16 protein-coding genes and 1 pseudogene are annotated in these 17,070 nt (G+C 37.1%); 9 read left to right on the top strand and 8 right to left on the bottom strand.

Going from position 1 to position 17,070, the window contains the following annotated elements; all coding sequences use genetic code 11:
• From ACIQ2X_RS05920 to ACIQ2X_RS05885, 8 genes and pseudogenes are all read right to left on the bottom strand, one after another.
• Positions 1 to 88, bottom strand: a pseudogene (locus tag ACIQ2X_RS05920) (glutamate racemase); the annotation flags it as partial.
• Between the two features lie 72 nt (positions 89 to 160).
• Positions 161 to 661, bottom strand: a complete 501-nt coding sequence (locus tag ACIQ2X_RS05915) for an OmpH family outer membrane protein (RefSeq protein ID WP_396177999.1) — start codon at positions 659 to 661, stop codon at positions 161 to 163.
• Positions 662 to 715: 54 nt separating this feature from the next.
• Complete coding sequence (locus ACIQ2X_RS05910) at positions 716 to 1,765, bottom strand: OmpH family outer membrane protein (RefSeq protein WP_396177998.1); 1,050 nt, start codon at positions 1,763 to 1,765, stop codon at positions 716 to 718.
• Between the two features lie 40 nt (positions 1,766 to 1,805).
• Positions 1,806 to 4,574 carry an outer membrane protein assembly factor BamA gene (gene bamA / locus ACIQ2X_RS05905; RefSeq protein WP_396177997.1) on the bottom strand — a complete coding sequence of 923 codons (2,769 nt, stop codon included), beginning with the start codon at positions 4,572 to 4,574 and terminating at the stop codon, positions 1,806 to 1,808.
• The gene (locus tag ACIQ2X_RS05900; protein ID WP_396178001.1) at positions 4,507 to 5,247 is read right to left on the bottom strand and encodes an isoprenyl transferase; all 741 of its coding nucleotides are present in this window, start codon (positions 5,245 to 5,247) and stop codon (positions 4,507 to 4,509) included. The genes bamA and ACIQ2X_RS05900 overlap by 68 nt, the downstream gene beginning before the upstream one ends.
• A 4-nt stretch (positions 5,248 to 5,251) precedes the next feature.
• On the bottom strand, positions 5,252 to 5,932 hold the full coding sequence (locus tag ACIQ2X_RS05895) for a DUF6089 family protein (RefSeq protein WP_396177996.1): 681 nt from the start codon (positions 5,930 to 5,932) through the stop codon (positions 5,252 to 5,254).
• A gap of 160 nt (positions 5,933 to 6,092) precedes the next feature.
• Entirely contained in the window at positions 6,093 to 6,977 is an 885-nt protein-coding gene (locus ACIQ2X_RS05890) for an NAD kinase (RefSeq protein ID WP_396177995.1), read from the bottom strand.
• 53 nt (positions 6,978 to 7,030) lie between these two features.
• The gene (locus tag ACIQ2X_RS05885; RefSeq protein ID WP_396178000.1) at positions 7,031 to 7,687 is read right to left on the bottom strand and encodes an acetoin utilization protein acuB; all 657 of its coding nucleotides are present in this window, start codon (positions 7,685 to 7,687) and stop codon (positions 7,031 to 7,033) included.
• 120 nt (positions 7,688 to 7,807) lie between these two features.
• Here ACIQ2X_RS05885 and ACIQ2X_RS05880 point away from each other — a divergent pair, with 120 nt between their 5' ends.
• The 9 genes from ACIQ2X_RS05880 to ACIQ2X_RS05840 all read left to right on the top strand — a co-directional run bounded on the left by ACIQ2X_RS05880 (position 7,808) and on the right by ACIQ2X_RS05840 (position 16,647).
• Positions 7,808 to 8,521, top strand: coding sequence for a pyridoxine 5'-phosphate synthase (locus tag ACIQ2X_RS05880; RefSeq protein WP_396177994.1), 714 nt, complete (start codon positions 7,808 to 7,810; stop codon positions 8,519 to 8,521).
• A 122-nt stretch (positions 8,522 to 8,643) separates the two neighbouring features.
• A complete protein-coding gene (locus ACIQ2X_RS05875) occupies positions 8,644 to 9,411 on the top strand; it encodes an alpha/beta fold hydrolase (protein WP_396177993.1) in 768 nt (255 codons plus the stop codon).
• Positions 9,412 to 9,435: 24 nt separating this feature from the next.
• Positions 9,436 to 9,780, top strand: a complete 345-nt coding sequence (locus tag ACIQ2X_RS05870) for a phage holin family protein (protein ID WP_396177992.1) — start codon at positions 9,436 to 9,438, stop codon at positions 9,778 to 9,780.
• A gap of 112 nt (positions 9,781 to 9,892) precedes the next feature.
• The gene (gene tig / locus ACIQ2X_RS05865) at positions 9,893 to 11,218 is read left to right on the top strand and encodes a trigger factor (protein WP_396177991.1); all 1,326 of its coding nucleotides are present in this window, start codon (positions 9,893 to 9,895) and stop codon (positions 11,216 to 11,218) included.
• Between the two features lie 147 nt (positions 11,219 to 11,365).
• Positions 11,366 to 12,049, top strand: a complete 684-nt coding sequence (gene clpP, locus ACIQ2X_RS05860; RefSeq protein WP_396177990.1) for an ATP-dependent Clp endopeptidase proteolytic subunit ClpP — start codon at positions 11,366 to 11,368, stop codon at positions 12,047 to 12,049.
• 79 nt (positions 12,050 to 12,128) lie between these two features.
• Entirely contained in the window at positions 12,129 to 13,364 is a 1,236-nt protein-coding gene (gene clpX, locus ACIQ2X_RS05855; RefSeq protein WP_396177989.1) for an ATP-dependent Clp protease ATP-binding subunit ClpX, read from the top strand.
• 202 nt (positions 13,365 to 13,566) lie between these two features.
• Positions 13,567 to 14,862 carry a kynureninase gene (gene kynU / locus ACIQ2X_RS05850; protein ID WP_396177988.1) on the top strand — a complete coding sequence of 432 codons (1,296 nt, stop codon included), beginning with the start codon at positions 13,567 to 13,569 and terminating at the stop codon, positions 14,860 to 14,862.
• Between the two features lie 88 nt (positions 14,863 to 14,950).
• On the top strand, positions 14,951 to 16,036 hold the full coding sequence (locus ACIQ2X_RS05845) for an agmatinase family protein (RefSeq protein WP_396177986.1): 1,086 nt from the start codon (positions 14,951 to 14,953) through the stop codon (positions 16,034 to 16,036).
• Between the two features lie 5 nt (positions 16,037 to 16,041).
• On the top strand, positions 16,042 to 16,647 hold the full coding sequence (locus ACIQ2X_RS05840; protein WP_396177985.1) for a hypothetical protein: 606 nt from the start codon (positions 16,042 to 16,044) through the stop codon (positions 16,645 to 16,647).
• The last annotated feature ends 423 nt before the right edge of the window (positions 16,648 to 17,070 follow it).

Here is a 17,070-nt window from a genome sequence, read left to right as displayed (position 1 = left end):
CGTTTGGCAACAGTCGATGAATGGCACTCCAAATGGATGTTCCTCCAATGCCTGAATCAAAAAGTCCAATGGGATTATTGTTAATCATAAAACAAATATAAAAAAAAACTGCTCAAGCTTTTAAAACTTGAGCAGTGATTCATTGAAAAAGGTACGATTATTAAAATCCTAAATCTTTTTTTACATCAGCAGTAAGGTCTGTTCCGTCTGCATAAATAAAAGTAGCCACATCTTGAACATATTGGAATCCTTTAGCACGACCCACTTTTTCGATAGAAGTTTTGATTCTTAACTGAATCGGTTTCATCAAATCCTGTTGTTTTTGTTGCAACTCTTTTTGGGCTGTTTGACCAAATTCTTGGATTCTTTTTTCCATATCTTCTACTTCTTTCTGACGCTCTTTGTTAATGGCTTCAGATACCGTTTCAGCTTCCGCTCCATATTTTTGCAAGCGCGTTTGTAACTCATTTCGCATTGTTGTGAAATCAGTTTCGTATGTTTTGCTGATTTTTTCAATCTGTTTTTGAGCGTCTAGTACCGCTGGCATTTTAGTCATAATTTCCTCCACATTCACGTGAGCTATTTTTGACTGAGCGTTTACTTGGTTGGCTCCAAAAAATAAAACAGCGGCAAGTAGTAAGGTTTTCAATTGTTTCATCATTATAAATATTAAGTAATTAATTAATTTTTGTTGTTATTTTTGTTTGTTCCTTATTTATTTGGGAGGTGGTGTTGTTCCAGCCTCTTTGGCTTTTTTGGCATCTTCTCGGTCCTTTATTGCTTTTGCTTTTTTGTCGGCTAATGCTTTTCGGCGGTCGTCCATTTCTTTTTTCTTAGCTTCAAGCATCAATTTTCGTTGTGCTTCTTTTTCCGTTTCTGCATCTGATTTTTCATCAGGTGCTGTTTTGTTTGCATTTTCGGAAGCAGGTGCTGCAGCTGGTTTCTCTTTCGGGGTTTCGGCAGGTTTATTCGCTGGTGTTGTTACACCATTTTTTTTATCGATAGCTTCTTGACGTTTTGCAGCCGCCTCGGCTCGTTTTGCATCTGCCGCCGCTTTTCGATCGGCTAAAATTTTGTCTCGTGCTTCTTTTCGAACACTAATTAAGCTGTCTCTTGCCGCTTTTTTATCGTCAAGCATTTTTTTGCGTATGGCAAAATCAGAATTGGCATCTTCAACATCTTCTTTATATTCTTTTATTGCTTCTTCTTTCAATTCTTTTTTGCTCAACTGGCTGCGTTTCGACGTTCGAGACAGTTTTCGAATGACTTGTTCGCTGATGTCAAATTGCTTTGCCGCAAAAATCATCGTTAGATCAGAAGATTTGTCAAATACAAAGTCATATCTTTTTTGTTCGGCTATATCTTGAACAGCTGTAAAAACCTGATCTTGTATTGGCTTTACCAAAACCGCTTTTTGAACCATCAAATCGCCGTTAGGTCCGAATCGCTTTTCCTGAAAATCCATTAACTCTTTTTCTTGAAAAGTAATTTCTTCTTCTCGCTCTTCAATTAATTCTTTTGTTAAAAGTACACGTTCAGTTTTTAAAGATTCTTTTAACTTATCAATTTCAGCGGTTTTAGTACTAATTTCTTGTTTCCACTTTTGCGCTTTTTGTTCCAATTGATTTTTGGCTTCTGTGTAGTCAGGGGCATTTTGTAAAATATATTCCATATCAATATACCCAATTCGGAGTCCTCGTACCACTTGGGCCTGAAGCGAACAGGTGTATACAAACATTACAAATAAAATAATATGTTTCTTCATAATCTATTCATTTATTAGAAAATACCGTGCCAAAAATATTTTAGAACTGTTGTCCAATGATAAAGTGTGTTTCCCAACCGTGTGGGTTTACTTGCCCTGGTACGGGATCAAATCCATGTCCAAAGTCAATTCCTAATAATCCAAATGCCGGCATAAAAACTCGCAATCCGAAACCTGCAGAACGTTGCAATTGAAATGGATTATAATTTTTAAAGCTGTTATAAGCTGCTCCTGCTTCGGCAAAAGCCAAAACATAAATCGAAGCTTGTTGCTTTAACGTAATTGGATAACGTAACTCTAACGAAAATTTATTATAAATTGTTGCCCCGTCTTGCGTTGTTTGTCTTGTTTCTGGATTGGTCGAAAACGGTGTCAACGATTGATTGGGATACCCTCTCAACTGTATTACCTCTCTTCCGTCCAATGCAAAGTTGGCCAATCCGTCGCCTCCTAAAAAGAAGCGTTCAAACGGTACATTTCCGCGTTCGCTATTGTAGTTGCCAAGATAACCAAATTCTCCTAAAGTACGTAATACTAATTTGTCATAAACTTTAGTATACCAATCGGCTTTCATCTTAATTTTATAGTATTCCAACCAGTTGAATTTCTTTTGATCTACTTTTGATGCATCTGCCGAAGCTTCTTGGTACGTATCCACTTTTGTATACCTAGGATTTCCATTGTCGTCGTAATTTACTTGTATATAATCGCCTACTTGCGGATCATACTGTTCGTTGGTTACTGGATACGTGTCGTTAGGGCCGTATTGACGCTTATACTCCTTTTGATTTCCTAAATCGCCGTAATCGATTCCATTAAATAGGGAATACGGAGGCGTCACTTTGGCGGTAACGCTAAACTCTGAGCCGTACATCGGATAGATGGGGTTGCTTCCTTTATTGGTATGCGTAAATCCAACGGTGTAGGCAAAGTTTCGGGCAGATCCGTCTCCAAAGGTAAACAATCCGGTGTTGTAATTGTTCAAATCGTAATACTGAAAACTCAAGGCTTGTGATAAATACGAATCGTTATCCGGCACCGTTAAACGTTTAGACAAACCAACCGAAAGCGAAATAATGTTAAAACTTCTAGTTCTATCGACATCATTGGACGAGAAGTTGTTCAAGAATTGTTTACTATACGAAAGTGAAGTATTAAAACTCACGGGTTTTTTACCACCAAACCAAGGTTCAGAAAAATTCAGACTATAGGTTTGGAAAAAATTACTTCCTTGCAATCGTAACGCTACTTTTTGTCCGTCGCCCATCGGAACGGGTCGGTAGGCTTCTTTTTTGAACATGTTTCTTGCCGAAAAGTTATTAAACGACAATCCAAGTGTCCCAATAAATCCACCGCCTCCGTAACCACCTTGAAGCTCAATTTGGCTCGATCCTTTTTCTACTAAATTCCATTCGATATCTACAGTTCCGGCGGCTGGGTCAACATTTTTAAATTTAGGGTCAATGGCTTCAGGATCAAAAAAGCCCAAAGTTCCAATTTCGCGGATGGTTCGAACCAATTCTTCTTTGCTGTATTTTTCTCCTGGACGTGTTCGAAGTTCACGGTAAATTACTTTATCGTTGGTTTTGTCGTTTCCAACAACGGTAATTTTATTGAAATAAGCAAGTGGTCCTTCCATGATTCTGATTTCAAAATCAATAGTGTCATTAGCTGTTCGCACTTCTACTGCATTGATTTGAGAAAAGAGGTAGCCATTATTTTGGTACAAATTGGTAATGTCTTCGCCGTCGGGTTTGGTTTTGTCGGCAATACGTTCTTCTAATAAAACACCGTTGTAAACATCTCCTTTTTTAATTCCTAGTAAGTTACGCAAACCTTGATCGGTGTAAACGGAATTTCCTAAAAACTTGATGTCTCCAAAATAGTATTTTTTACCTTCAACCAAACTGATTTTTATATCAAGTTCGTTTTTTTCTCTGTTGTAAATAACCGTATCTGATTTAATTCGGGCGTCTCGAAATCCTCTTTCTTTGTATTTGTTTACAACTGATTTTAAATCTTCTTCGTACTTGTCTTTGATGTATTTCGAACGTTTCAGGACTCGGATAAAATTTCGTTGTTTGGTATTCGACATTGCTTTACGCAACTTTTTGTCTGAAAACTTTTCGTTTCCTTCAAATACAATGGATTTGATTTTTACTTTTTCGCCCCTATCAATCCCTACCAACATTTTCACTTCATTGTCACTCGTTGTGTCGGGTGTAACAGCAATATTTACTTTGGTATTGTAAAAACCATCTTTTCTATATTTGTTTTCGATATAGTTTTTGGTGGTAGTAATTAAGTTTTCGTTAACAATTTTCCCTTTGGTTAAACTGTTTTCTTTAATCAAATCTTCGACTTTGGATTTTTTAACCCCCGTGATTTTGACTTCCTTTAATTTGGGTAATTCATTGAGGCTTAATTCCAAATAAATGCTGTCGCCTTCAATTCGATTGATGTAAAAGTCAATTTCGCTAAAAAGTTGCACTTCGCCTAATTTTTTTATGGCATTGCTAATTTGTTCGCCAGGAACGGTGATGCTTTGTCCTTTTTCTAAACCGGAATAAAGAATGACGTTTTGTTGGTTAAAGGTTACTTTTCCGGTAACATTTATATCAGCTAAAATATAGGTTTTACCTTGGTCAAACGGTAATCGGTCTTGTGCAGTTGCCTGAAAAATACTTCCAAAAAAAAGTACCGACATTAATAAGGGTAAGCTTTTATATAACACTAAAAAATTATTTAATTTGTTCACTTGTTTTTCCGAATCTTCGCTCGCGCTTTTGGTAGCTGATAATTGCTTCATATAAATGCTCTTCTGTAAAGTCCGGCCATAGTACTTCGGTAAAGTACAATTCTGCATAAGCAATTTGCCACAACAGAAAGTTACTGATTCGATGTTCGCCACTGGTTCGTATTAATAAATCTACGTCTGGTAAATTTTGCGTGTAAAGATGCTCATTTATAATTGCTTCATCAATAGCGTCTACTGAAATTATATTATTTTTAACTTTACTTGTAATTTTTTTTACCGCCGAAATTAACTCTTCTCTTGCGCCATAACTCAACGCCAATGTTAAGGTCATGCGAGTGTTGTCTTTCGTTTTGTTAATTACTTCCAAAAGTTGTTTCTGAGCGGTGGTGGGAAGTTTTTCGATATTGCCAATGGTGTTCAACCGAATGTCATTTTTCATTAGCGTTTTGAGTTCTTTTTTTAAGGAAGAAATCAATAACTTCATTAATGTATCTACCTCTAGTTTTGGACGGTTCCAATTTTCAGTAGAAAAGGCATACAACGTGAGGTTTTTAATGCCCATTCTGGCACAGCTTTCCACGGTGGTTTGAACTGATTTTGTACCATTTTCATGTCCAAACGCACGTAACATTCCCTGTTTTTTAGCCCAACGGCCATTTCCATCCATAATGATGGCGATGTGTTGGGGTAAATTGTCTTCGTTTATCGCGTTTTTTAAATCCATCAAATTAATCACAAAAGCAGGGTTTTTTTCCAAATGTATAGGTCAAGGTAAATCCTGTAAAGACATACCAATCGTTACTGTTTATATTTCCAAAACGTAATTGTTTTAATCCATCATTAGTAGGGAAACTTCCATCTACATTGTCCGCAAATGTGTATCTCGGAGCTACTTCAAATCCTAAAATTAAGCGCTCCGTGAGGTTTGTTTTTACTCCCAAAGCAAATGGGACGGATAAAGTGCCGTGACTGGCATCCGAAATAGGCTTATTCGGCTCTTTGTAAAACAAACCATCATATTGCGTGTAAGCTAATCCTAAAAACACATATGGGGTAAACTGTTGTTCCAATTGATGCAAATCAAACTCAAAAAAATTAAATTCAAGTCCTACAGCTATTTCTTTTACGGTATTCTCAAAATCAAAATTACGTTGTTGTCTTGATGCATCTTTTGAACGGTCGTCGTCGGCAGTTATTTTTGCAAAACTTGCCGAAGCCCGCCACGCATGTCGAGGGCTGCGGTTCCATTTGTACACGAGTCCAAAAGCAAATTCATTAGGATTTATGTACGTGGTTTCGCCTACATCACCTACAAAATTACTTCCGCCTCCAAAAACACCTATTTCGTGAATTTGAGCAGTTCCAGTGGTGGCAATTAAAAGTAAAAAAAACAAAATCAGTCTATTCATAAAAATTGAAAATAGCGTGCAAATATAATAAATCTCATTACTAAACGGTTAAGATTTTAGTATTAATGATAATTATATTCAAAACGGTTTATAGTAGCGTTTAAATAGTATTCAAACGAAAAGAATAACGATTAAGTATGAAAAGAATTTATTTACCTAATTAATTTCGCTTGTCTTCGCCCCAAAGTAGTTTTGTTCGCAAGGTTTTAAAGAAAGTTTCGTGAGGAATTTCGACCATATTAATCTGGAAAGAGGTTTTCTTTATGGTAATTATAGATTCATTTCCAACAGACGTAATGCGCGAATCCATCGAAAGTAAATAGTGTTCTTCTCGACCAGAAACCCGCAATTTAATTTCAGTATTGTCAGGAATTACCAGCGGTCGGGCATTTAAATTATGTGGAGCAATTGGTGTAATTACCAATCCCTTTACTTCGGGTGTCAAAATTGGACCTCCACAACTCAACGAATAACCTGTAGATCCTGTTGGCGTTGAAATGATCAATCCGTCTGCCCAGTAGGAAGTAAGGAGTTCGTTGTCCAGATAGGTTTCGATAGTAATCATTGAGGTGGTGTCCTTTCGACTTACGGATATTTCGTTCATAGCAAAATTCAAATCCAGCAAGTCCTTGTTGCTTGGTGAAACGGTCGCTTTCAATAAAGTTCTTTTGGAAATTTTGTAATTCCTATCGACCACAAGTTGCAAGAAAGCCGCAATATCTTCTTTTTGAACCGAGGCCAAAAAACCAAGTCGTCCGGCATTAATTCCTAAAATCGGAATCCCTGAATTTCGGACTAAGGTAGCGGCTCTCAAAATGGTTCCGTCGCCTCCAATACTCAAAAACAAATCAAAACTTTTGTCCAACTCTTTATAGGAGCTAAAGGTTTTGTATTCTTTTTTAATCAGTTGTTTTTCGTAAAGCATTTTTAAAAATTCCGCTTCAATAATCATCTCAATTCCTTTGGAATTGAAAAACACAAAAATATCTCGAATGATAGGTTCGGTGCTGTTTTGATAATATTGTCCGTAAATAGCAACTTTCATAGGGATTTTCTTTTAAGAAGATGTGATAGATGGTAAAGTGGCTTAAACTTAAATTATATATTTAAATATTTGTCTAAATAATCGGACCGTTCTTTCAGGCTTTCTAAGTAAGTATCTTCTTGGTTTTCAGAAATAATTACATAACCATACCGTCTAAAAGTTTGAATAATTTCGTTCACACTTCCAGAAGCAATTTTTAAGGTTATTTGAACCAAATTAGAGGTTGAATTGGATAAAAAACTTCCTAAAATTCTACCACCATTGCTTTCAACGATTTGAGCAATTTGCGACATCGAGTAGTCCAAAAGCTCTTTTTCTACAATTACGATGCCGCCTTGTTCTCTTAAAAAAGGAGTGTCGTAAAAAAACCGAACAACATCTTGAATTTCATAATACCCAACATAGCGGTTTTCTGGTGTTAAAACAGGAACAATATTCGTTTGATTTTGGGCAAATATTTCTAAAACATCAAGCCAAACCATCGTGGTTCGGGCATAAAATCCGTCCAGGTTAAATCGATAATCATTGATTTTTTTCTCAGAATCATACGTTTCAGCATCGTCGGCATTGATGCTTCCTAGGTAAACGCGTTCGTCCACAACTGGAAAGTGACTAAATGCCACATCCGAAAAAAAATCCTGAACATTACTTATGTTTTCCTGAATTGGTAAAGGCTTGTAATCGTTATTGATATAGTCTGTAATTTCCATCGGTACAACAGTAGATTTAGATGATTGCAAAATAATCAAATTTTAGCACAAAACGCCTTGTTTAAGTTTGTATTTTTGTATTTGACAAAAGTTTTAAAAAAACGACAAAAAAGTATTTCAATGACAAAATTAAGTGTAAATATTAATAAAATAGCCACTTTGAGAAATGCCCGAGGTGGAAACGTTCCCGATCTACTCAAAGTTGCCCAAGATGTTGAGCGATTTGGCGGACAAGGAATCACTATTCATCCGCGTCCCGACGAACGCCATATCCGCTACCAAGATGCTCGAGACTTAAAAAAAATAGTTACCACCGAATTTAATATCGAAGGAAATCCTGAGAAAAGTTTTATGGATTTGGTTTTGGAAGTGCAGCCTACTCAAGTAACTTTGGTTCCTGATGCCGTAGATGCAATCACTTCAAATGCGGGTTGGGACACGGTCAAACACGCTGGTTATTTGACCGAAATTATTCAAGAATTGCAACGCAACAACATTCGGGTTTCGGTTTTTGTCGACCCCGTTTTGGACATGATTGAAGGTGCTCGAAAAGTAAATGCCGATCGCATCGAATTGTACACCGAAGCTTTTGCCCATGAGTATGGATTGGGAAATAAAAACGGAATTCTTCCTTATATTGAAGCTGCAAAATTAGCTACTGTACTAGATTTGGGTATTAATGCGGGTCACGATTTGAGTTTGGACAACATTCAGTTTTTCAAACAAAGTATTCCCAATTTATTAGAAGTATCCATTGGTCACGCGTTGATTTCAGAAGCTATTTATTTGGGCTTGGACAATGTGGTTAATATGTATTTACATAAATTGAAATAAATTTTTTTAAAATTCCAAATTCCAATCCCAATGCTTCGATGTAAAATCCGAAATCACAGATTCTATGTAGCAAGCTCCCCTCCTTCGGAGGGGCTGGGGGAGGCCTCCAAATCCCAAATAAAATGTTGTATTCAAAAATAGAAGGTTCAGGAAAACCACTTGTCATTATGCACGGTTTTTTAGGAATGTCGGACAATTGGAAAACTTTAGGGACGCAATTTGCCGAAAACGGCTTCGAAGTGCACATGCTCGACTTGCGAAACCACGGGCGAAGTATCCAATCGGAGGAGTTCAATTACCAATTGATGGTGCATGATGTGGTGGAATATTGCCAAGAAAAAAAACTCCAAAGTATTTGTCTTTTAGGTCATTCGATGGGAGGAAAAGTAGCGATGTTTGCCGCAACACAATTCCCTTATTTGGTCGAAAAACTCATTGTTGCTGATATTGGCGTGAAATATTACAAACCGCATCACGACGAAATTTTAGCCGGTTTATCAGCGGTCGATTTTTCTCAAAAACCCAGCAGAAGCAATGTGGAAGAAATTTTGACGCCCTACATTCCTGATTTTGGAACACGTCAATTTTTAATGAAAAGTTTGTACTGGAAAGAACCCGGACAATTGGATTTTCGGTTTAATTTAAATGCTTTTACTTCAAATAGAGATGTGATTGGCGATGCTTTAAAAGCAGAAGCGATTTTTGAAAAGCCCACACTTTTTTTAAAAGGAGCCAATTCCAGTTACATCCTAGATTCCGATACAACTCAGATAAAGCAGCATTTCCCCAACGCAACTATCGAAGTGATTGCAAATGCAGGACATTGGCTGCATGCCGAAAACCCCAAAGATTTCTTTGAGAAAACCATGGAATTTTTAAAACCACAATAAATTTAATCTTTAAAAAAATAGGTTATGAATTTGATAATCAGATTATTAGTTTCCGCAATTTTAGTAACACTGCTTGCAAATTTCCTTGACGGAATTGCTGTTGATACGTTTATGACTTCAATCGTAGTGGCAATTGTTTTGGCTTTGCTCAATTTTTTTGTGAAACCCATTTTAGTGCTACTTACTTTACCCGTTACAATCCTCACGTTCGGACTTTTTTTATTAATTATCAATGCCATCATTATTATGTTATGCAATACATTAGTCGACGGCTTTTCAGTGGCCAATTTTGGGTCGGCTTTGTTGTTTAGTTTGCTGTTGTCTATTGGTCAAATACTGGTTTTTTCATTTTCGGGTGATCGAAAATAGAGCATAAAATAATAAATTTTCTTTGTTAATTCTTTGGTAATACCATAACTAAAAACTTGGTGGGCTTGCAAAAATGTATTAATTTTGCGAGCCAATTTTAGCACGTAAAACAATGAATGTTACTCGAACAGATATCGACGATTTAAATGCAGTAATCACTGTAGCAATTTATAATTCTGATTATACCTACAAAATCAATAGTATGATGAAGGAATATCAGAAACAGACAGAACTTCCGGGTTTTAGAAAAGGAACTGTCCCGATGAGTATTATTGAGAAAAAATACCGTCAACCACTTTTCTTGGATGAAGTAAACAAAACAATCCAGACGGATTTGAACAAATATTTCCAACAAGAAAAATTAGACTTACTAGGGAATCCTCTTCCTAGAGTAAACGAAAATATGGATTGGTCTGCCGAAAAATTAGAGTTTGAATTCGAAATCGGTTTGGCTCCTAGTTTTGAAATCGATTTAGATGGTTTAGAAAACCTAACGTATTATAAAATCATTGCCGACGAAAAAATGCTGGACGAACAATTGGTTCGAATGCAAAAACAGTTCGGAAAAATGTCGGCAAATACCGTTTTCGAAAAAGGAAACGACGTTTCTGGAACTTTTAGAAACGAAGAAATGAATATAGACAGTCCAGCGACACTTTCTTTCGATGTATTTAAAGATGCAGCAACTGAGGATTTGTTTGTAGGAAAAAAAGTAGGCGATGTAGTGACCTTGAATACCAAAGGTCTATTCGCAGACGACCACCAATTGATGGATTATTTGAAAGTAAGTCACGATCAAGTACACGGATTGGATATCAATGTAGATTTTACAATCGAAGAAATCAATTCAACAGAACCAGCTGAATTAAACCAAGAATTGTTTGACAAATTATTTGGTGAAGGAAATGTTACTTCTGTTGAAGAAGTAAAAGCTAGAATCAAAGAAGATGCCGAAAAGCAATTTGAAGGTCAAGCCAATCAAAAGTTTCTAAACGATGTTACTGAGGCATTGCTTGAAAATACCAAATTTGATTTGCCAGCGGAATTTTTGAAAAAGTGGATTCAAACAGTAGGGGAGAAAAAATTAACTCCCGAAGAAGCAGAAGCAGAATATGCTCGTTCAGAAAATGGCTTGCGTTACCAACTGATTGAAAGTAAGGTAATGTCAAGCAACAATTTGCAAATTAATTTTGAAGAATTGAAAGCGTACGCTGCCGAAATGATTAAAATGCAAATGGCTCAATTCGGACAAATGGATCCATCTACAGCGGATGTAGACGGAATCGTAGCTCGTGTGTTAGGAAACCAAGAGGAAGTAAAACGTCTTTCGGACCAAGTAATGAGCGAAAAAATGTTGGCACTTTACAAATCAAAAGTCAAAGCCGCTACCAAAGAGTTGAATTACCAAGAATTTGTTGCCGCATCTTACGGAGAATAATTTCGAGGAAATGATTATATTTGAGCGTCAGAATTTATTTTGACGCTTTTTGTTTTTAAAGCGTTTAAATAATTTACGACAGTTTGTCACCCAATAATATAAGGTACAAACTTTGATTATTCACACTCAATTAATAAAGGAACAAAGATGAATTACGGAAAAGAGTTTAAAAAATTTGCAACCAAGCACCAAGGTGTAAATGCAATGTATTACGATAAAATAGTTGGAGCAATGACACCCACAAGCATGACGCCTTATATCATTGAGGAACGTCAGTTAAATGTATCACAATTAGATGTTTTCTCGCGTTTGATGATGGATCGAATTATTTTTCTTGGAACAGGAATTGACGACCAAATCGCAAATATCGTTCAAGCACAATTGCTTTTCTTGGAAAGCGCTGATGCTGCAAAGGACATTCAAATCTACATCAACTCTCCAGGAGGAAGCGTTTATGCAGGTTTGGGAATTTACGATACGATGCAATACATCAAACCCGATGTAGCAACCATTTGTACAGGTATGGCCGCTTCAATGGGTGCGGTTTTACTTTGTGCAGGAGCCAATGGGAAACGTTCGGCATTGCCACATTCTCGAGTAATGATTCACCAACCATCCGGTGGCGCTCAAGGTGTTGCTACCGATATGGAAATCAACTTACGTGAGATGTTGAAACTGAAAGACGAATTGTACAAAATCATTTCGGATCATTCCGGACAACCTTTCGACAGAGTACACAAAGACAGCGAACGCGATTATTGGATGATTGCCGATGAAGCTAAAGCATACGGAATGATTGATGAAGTGTTGAGAAGAGAGATTAAAAAATAGTTACAAGGTTTAAGGTTTAAAGTTTCAAGTTGCTCAAGTAACCTAAAACTTTAAGCTTTAAACTTTAAACAAAAAAATAATGGCAAAACAAAGTTTAGAATGTTCATTTTGTGGTCGAAAAAAACCCGAAACCGACTTGTTAATTGCAGGAATTGACGCACATATTTGCGATAAATGCATCGAACAAGCACACGGAATCGTTTTGGAAGAACTCAAAGCGAATAAGAATACCAAAAAAAATGCAGGCGATTTAATACTGAAAAAACCCAAAGAAATTCGGGCGTTTTTGGATCAATACGTGATTGGACAAGACCAAACCAAAAAGGTGATGTCAGTGGCGGTATACAACCATTACAAACGATTGATGCAATTGCAAACCGAAGATGATGTAGAAATTGAAAAGAGTAACATCATCATGGTGGGACAAACCGGAACTGGGAAAACCTTGGTGGCCAAAACCATTGCTCGAATGCTAGACGTGCCTTTGGCTATAGTCGATGCAACGGTTTTAACAGAAGCAGGTTATGTTGGGGAAGATGTGGAAAGTATTTTGACACGTTTGCTGCAAGCCGCCGACTATGATTTGGCGAAAGCCGAAAGAGGAATTGTTTTTATTGATGAAATTGACAAAATTGCCCGAAAAAGCGATAATCCATCCATCACAAGAGACGTTTCTGGCGAAGGGGTTCAGCAAGCATTGTTGAAATTATTGGAAGGAACGGTTGTAAATGTACCACCCAAAGGAGGTCGAAAACATCCAGACCAAAAGTTTGTTGAAGTCAACACCCAAAACATCTTGTTTATTGCAGGTGGTGCTTTTGATGGAGTGGAGAAAATTATTTCTAAACGTTTGAACCGTCAAGCAGTGGGCTACAGTACTTCGAAAAATGTGGACAATATTGATAAAGACAATTTACTGCAATACATCATCCCAAAAGACATCAAGGATTTTGGATTAATTCCAGAAATAATTGGCCGATTACCTGTCTTAACACACATGGACCCATTGGACAGAGAAACGTTGAGAGCGATTTTAACCGAACCTAAAAACGCGCTCATCAAACAGTACAAAAAATTGTTCGCTATTGACGATGTTGATTTTACCATTACGGATGAAGCCTTAGATTTTATTGTGGATAAAGCCTTGGAATACAAATTAGGAGCTCGTGGTTTGCGTTCGCTTTGTGAAGCAATCTTGACCGATGCGATGTACGATTTGCCAAGTTCTGACGAAACCGTTTTGAATATCGACAAAGAATATGCTGAACATACGTTGAATAAAAATTTATTGAAACGATTGGAGATTGCATCTTAAAACAAGCCTTTTTAAATATAAAATCCCGACTAATGCTCGGGATTTTTTTATTAAAATCACTAAGTAGCAAATTAATATTAGCAAAAATCAGTGAAATCAATTGAACTAATCTTTTTAATCTTTGCAAAAAAAATAATCACTACTCGTTCCAGTTTTTAACCTCAAAATTTTTCAGTATTTTTACGACATTAAATCACACCAAATGACTTTTGAAAATACCCGAGCATTCGCTCAAGAACTCGATAATCAAGACGCTTTAAGAAAATATAGAAACGAATTTATATTCCCAAAAGTAAACGGTAAACAAGTTATTTACTTTGTGGGAAATTCATTAGGACTTCAGCCAAAATCAGCCCATAAATTTGTAAATGAAGTGATGACCGATTGGGCTGAACTCGCCGTGGAAGGTCACTTTTATGCTGAAAAGCCATGGTGGGATTACCACGAACGTTTTGCCAATCCGTTGAGTGCGGTTGTCGGCGCTTTGCCAAGTGAAGTAACGGTGATGAATACCTTGACGGTCAATTTACACTTGTTGATGGTGTCGTTTTATCAGCCAACTGCTAAACGATATAAAATTCTTTGCGAAGCCAAAGCGTTTCCGAGCGACCAATACATGATTCAGAGCCAAGTACATTTTCACGCCCAACATTTAGGCTTGAATCCATCGGATATGATTGTGGAAATTGAGCGACGCGAAGGCGAACACAACATTCGTCTGGAAGATGTTTTGGCAAAAATTGAAGAAGTGGGCGATGAGTTGGCACTGGTTTTAATTGGTGGTGTAAATTATTATACCGGGCAAGTTTTTGACATCAAAACCATCACCGAAGCCGGTCACAGAGCCGGAGCTTTTGTAGGTTGGGATTTGGCACACGCTGCAGGAAATATCGAACTTCAGTTGCACGATTGGGACGTGGATTTTGCCGCATGGTGCAGTTATAAATACATGAATTCAGGACCAGGAAATGCTTCGGGCTGTTTTGTGCATTGCAAACACCATAAAGATGCCAACTTGCCACGATTTGCCGGCTGGTGGGGTCACAATAAGGAACGTCGTTTCAAAATGGAGCCACAGTTTGACCCTGTCGAAGGAGCCGATGGATGGCAAGTAAGTAATTTACCCATACTTTCGTTAGCCCCTTATTTGGCTTCTGTCGAAATGTTTGCCGAAGTGGGAATGCCAGCTTTAATCAAAAAACGCGACCATATAACTTCGTATCTAGAATTTATTTTACACGAGATTGACAAAGAAGTCGACAGTACATTTGAAATCATCACGCCTTCAAACCCTTTAGAACGTGCCTCGCAATTATCCGTTTTCTTACATGGCGAAGGCCGAAGTTTATTTGATTATCTGATGAAAAATGGGGTAATTACGGATTGGCGTGAACCCAACGTAATTCGTCTCGCTCCAGTACCATTGTATTGTTCGTACGAAGATATGTATGATTTTGGACAGATTTTGAAAGAGGGTATATCGGCAGTAAAGAGATAATTTACAAACGACAGAATCTTCAAATCTTTAATTTTACGATTTAAAAAAGACTTCGAATATTCGTGCTTTTATTGCAAAAAAAAATATTATGAACAAACAAGAAAAAATAAAAAACTTCGACCCATCTCAACCTGGATTAGCGGACGAAAGCATTTTCGGATTACCATTTTCAGCAGAGGAAAGCGAAATTGTTATCATTCCCGTGCCATGGGAAGTAACCGTGAGTTATGGAGCGGGTGCTTCGGAAGGGCCACAAGCCATTTTGGACGCTTCTTTTCAAGTCGATTTGCACCACCAAGAGTTTCCAGAACTGTGGAAATTAGGAATGCATTTGGATTTGGGCGAACATTCGGACAAATGGACTCAGCAAAGTGAAGAATACAAAGCATTGGCACAACCGATTATCGAAGCTTTGGAAAAAGGCGAGGTAATCGCTAACCATCCAAAATTGCAAAGTGATTTGGATAAAATCAATGCGGTATGTCACGAAATGAAAGAAACCTTGCGCGAACGCGTTTTGTATTGGTCGAATAAAGGAAAAAAAGTAGTACTTTTAGGAGGCGATCATTCGACACCGTTGGGCTATTATGAAGCAATGGCTTCACAACACGATAATTTCGGAATTTTGCACTTGGACGCTCATATGGATTTGCGTATTGCTTACGAGGGATTCACGTATTCCCATGCGTCAATCATGTACAATGCGTTGCAATTGCCGCAAATTTCTAAAATCGTGCAAGTTGGAATTAGGGATTTTTGCGAGCAAGAAGTGGAAGTGGCTCAAAGCGATCGCGTAGTCGTTTTTACCGACCGTGATTTAAAACACGAAACGTTTGAAGGTGTTTCTTGGAAAATACAATGCGAAAATATCATTGCCCAACTGCCTCAAAAAGTAGTCATTAGTTTTGATATTGACGGAATGTATCCTTGGTATTGTCCGAATACGGGAACACCCGTTCCTGGTGGATTTTCATTTGAGCAAGCCACCTATTTATTGTCTAAATTAGCTGAGAGTGGCAAAGAAATCATCGGTTTTGATTTAGTAGAAGTGGCTCCTGGCGAAAACGACGATTGGGATGGAAATGTTGGAGCGAGAATGTTGTTTCACATGTGCGGTGTTTTGGCAAAAAATAATAGTATGCACGTTGGAAATCTAATAAATTTTAGAAATTAAAAAAAATGCAAAATTTCAAAAGGATAAAGGAAGAATGGAAAGAATTTGAAATTGAAGTAGAAGGAAGGGTACGGTATGCAGTTTCAAATCATGGCGGCTTAAAAAGTTTTACAACTACTATTGAGAGCGGAAGAGTTTTGAAAGGTTCTTTAGTAGAAGGATTTATCTATCTAAAGTACAAGCGCTATCACAATAAAAAAATCACCAACTATCACCACGCGTTACACAAAATGATTGGAGAACTATTTCTTGAAAGGGAAGATGACAGCCAGGAATATGTACTGCATTTGGATTATAACAAATTAAACAATCACATCAGTAATTTAAAATGGGCAACCTATGATGAAATGAGAGCGCATGCTACTCAAAGTCCAGCGGTAAAGCTGGCTTTTAAAAAATTTCAAGAATTCAATATAAAACGCGACGGTGCCAAATTGACTTCTACAGATGTGATAAGGATTAAAAAGTTGATTTTTAACCCAAATCGAAAAACGCGTTTAAAAATGATAGCCAAGGAATTTGGTATTTCCGAAATGCAATTGTACCGAATCAAAACAGGCGAAAATTGGGGACATATTAAAGTAAAAATACCGAATGAAACTCAGGTTTAGAAGTTTTATAGGTTGTAAATGAAAAGTGTATAACTCATACTTATAAAGTCGCTCTATTTTCTAAAATAGAGCTTGCTTTTTCCTTCGCTGCTACAAGTTCAGTTGGGTGCCTTTTTTCAATAAATTCTGTATCATTATCGTTCGTTGATTATTAGTAAAGTAGGGTTTTTTTATCGTCAAAAATACCCATACAGCGTGTTCAACGAATAAGCTTTTTTGTCCACTCTATCTTTTTGCAAGAGTCACAACGCATTCCGTATAATTTGTAGCACATCATCAAGCCAAAAAAAATCCCCTATTTGATCAATTTAAATCAAAAAGGGGATTTGAAAAAACTAACTTTAATTAGTCATTCCTTAAATATGTTATAACAATCTGTCTGTTAATAACTTGTATATAAAAATAGTAATAAAAAGCGAAGTT

It is taken from the genome of Flavobacterium sp. (assembly GCF_044368625.1).
In the GTDB taxonomy this organism is placed as follows: domain Bacteria; phylum Bacteroidota; class Bacteroidia; order Flavobacteriales; family Flavobacteriaceae; genus Flavobacterium.
This window is presented reverse-complemented; position numbering and strand designations above follow the sequence as displayed.

What these genes read in the sequence shown, in the direction of transcription:
- kynU (WP_396177988.1), top strand. Translation starts at nt 13,567, where the DNA reads ATGACTTTTGAAAATACCCGAGCATTCGCTCAAGAACTCGATAATCAA.
- clpP (WP_396177990.1), top strand. Translation starts at nt 11,366, where the DNA reads ATGAATTACGGAAAAGAGTTTAAAAAATTTGCAACCAAGCACCAAGGT.
- ACIQ2X_RS05895 (WP_396177996.1), bottom strand. Translation starts at nt 5,932, where the DNA reads ATGAATAGACTGATTTTGTTTTTTTTACTTTTAATTGCCACCACTGGA.
- clpX (WP_396177989.1), top strand. Translation starts at nt 12,129, where the DNA reads ATGGCAAAACAAAGTTTAGAATGTTCATTTTGTGGTCGAAAAAAACCC.
- ACIQ2X_RS05890 (WP_396177995.1), bottom strand. Translation starts at nt 6,977, where the DNA reads ATGAAAGTTGCTATTTACGGACAATATTATCAAAACAGCACCGAACCT.
- ACIQ2X_RS05845 (WP_396177986.1), top strand. Translation starts at nt 14,951, where the DNA reads ATGAACAAACAAGAAAAAATAAAAAACTTCGACCCATCTCAACCTGGA.
- tig (WP_396177991.1), top strand. Translation starts at nt 9,893, where the DNA reads ATGAATGTTACTCGAACAGATATCGACGATTTAAATGCAGTAATCACT.
- bamA (WP_396177997.1), bottom strand. Translation starts at nt 4,574, where the DNA reads ATGAAGCAATTATCAGCTACCAAAAGCGCGAGCGAAGATTCGGAAAAA.
- ACIQ2X_RS05885 (WP_396178000.1), bottom strand. Translation starts at nt 7,687, where the DNA reads ATGGAAATTACAGACTATATCAATAACGATTACAAGCCTTTACCAATT.
- ACIQ2X_RS05880 (WP_396177994.1), top strand. Translation starts at nt 7,808, where the DNA reads ATGACAAAATTAAGTGTAAATATTAATAAAATAGCCACTTTGAGAAAT.
- ACIQ2X_RS05875 (WP_396177993.1), top strand. Translation starts at nt 8,644, where the DNA reads ATGTTGTATTCAAAAATAGAAGGTTCAGGAAAACCACTTGTCATTATG.
- ACIQ2X_RS05910 (WP_396177998.1), bottom strand. Translation starts at nt 1,765, where the DNA reads ATGAAGAAACATATTATTTTATTTGTAATGTTTGTATACACCTGTTCG.
- ACIQ2X_RS05840 (WP_396177985.1), top strand. Translation starts at nt 16,042, where the DNA reads ATGCAAAATTTCAAAAGGATAAAGGAAGAATGGAAAGAATTTGAAATT.
- ACIQ2X_RS05900 (WP_396178001.1), bottom strand. Translation starts at nt 5,247, where the DNA reads ATGGATTTAAAAAACGCGATAAACGAAGACAATTTACCCCAACACATC.
- ACIQ2X_RS05870 (WP_396177992.1), top strand. Translation starts at nt 9,436, where the DNA reads ATGAATTTGATAATCAGATTATTAGTTTCCGCAATTTTAGTAACACTG.
- ACIQ2X_RS05915 (WP_396177999.1), bottom strand. Translation starts at nt 661, where the DNA reads ATGATGAAACAATTGAAAACCTTACTACTTGCCGCTGTTTTATTTTTT.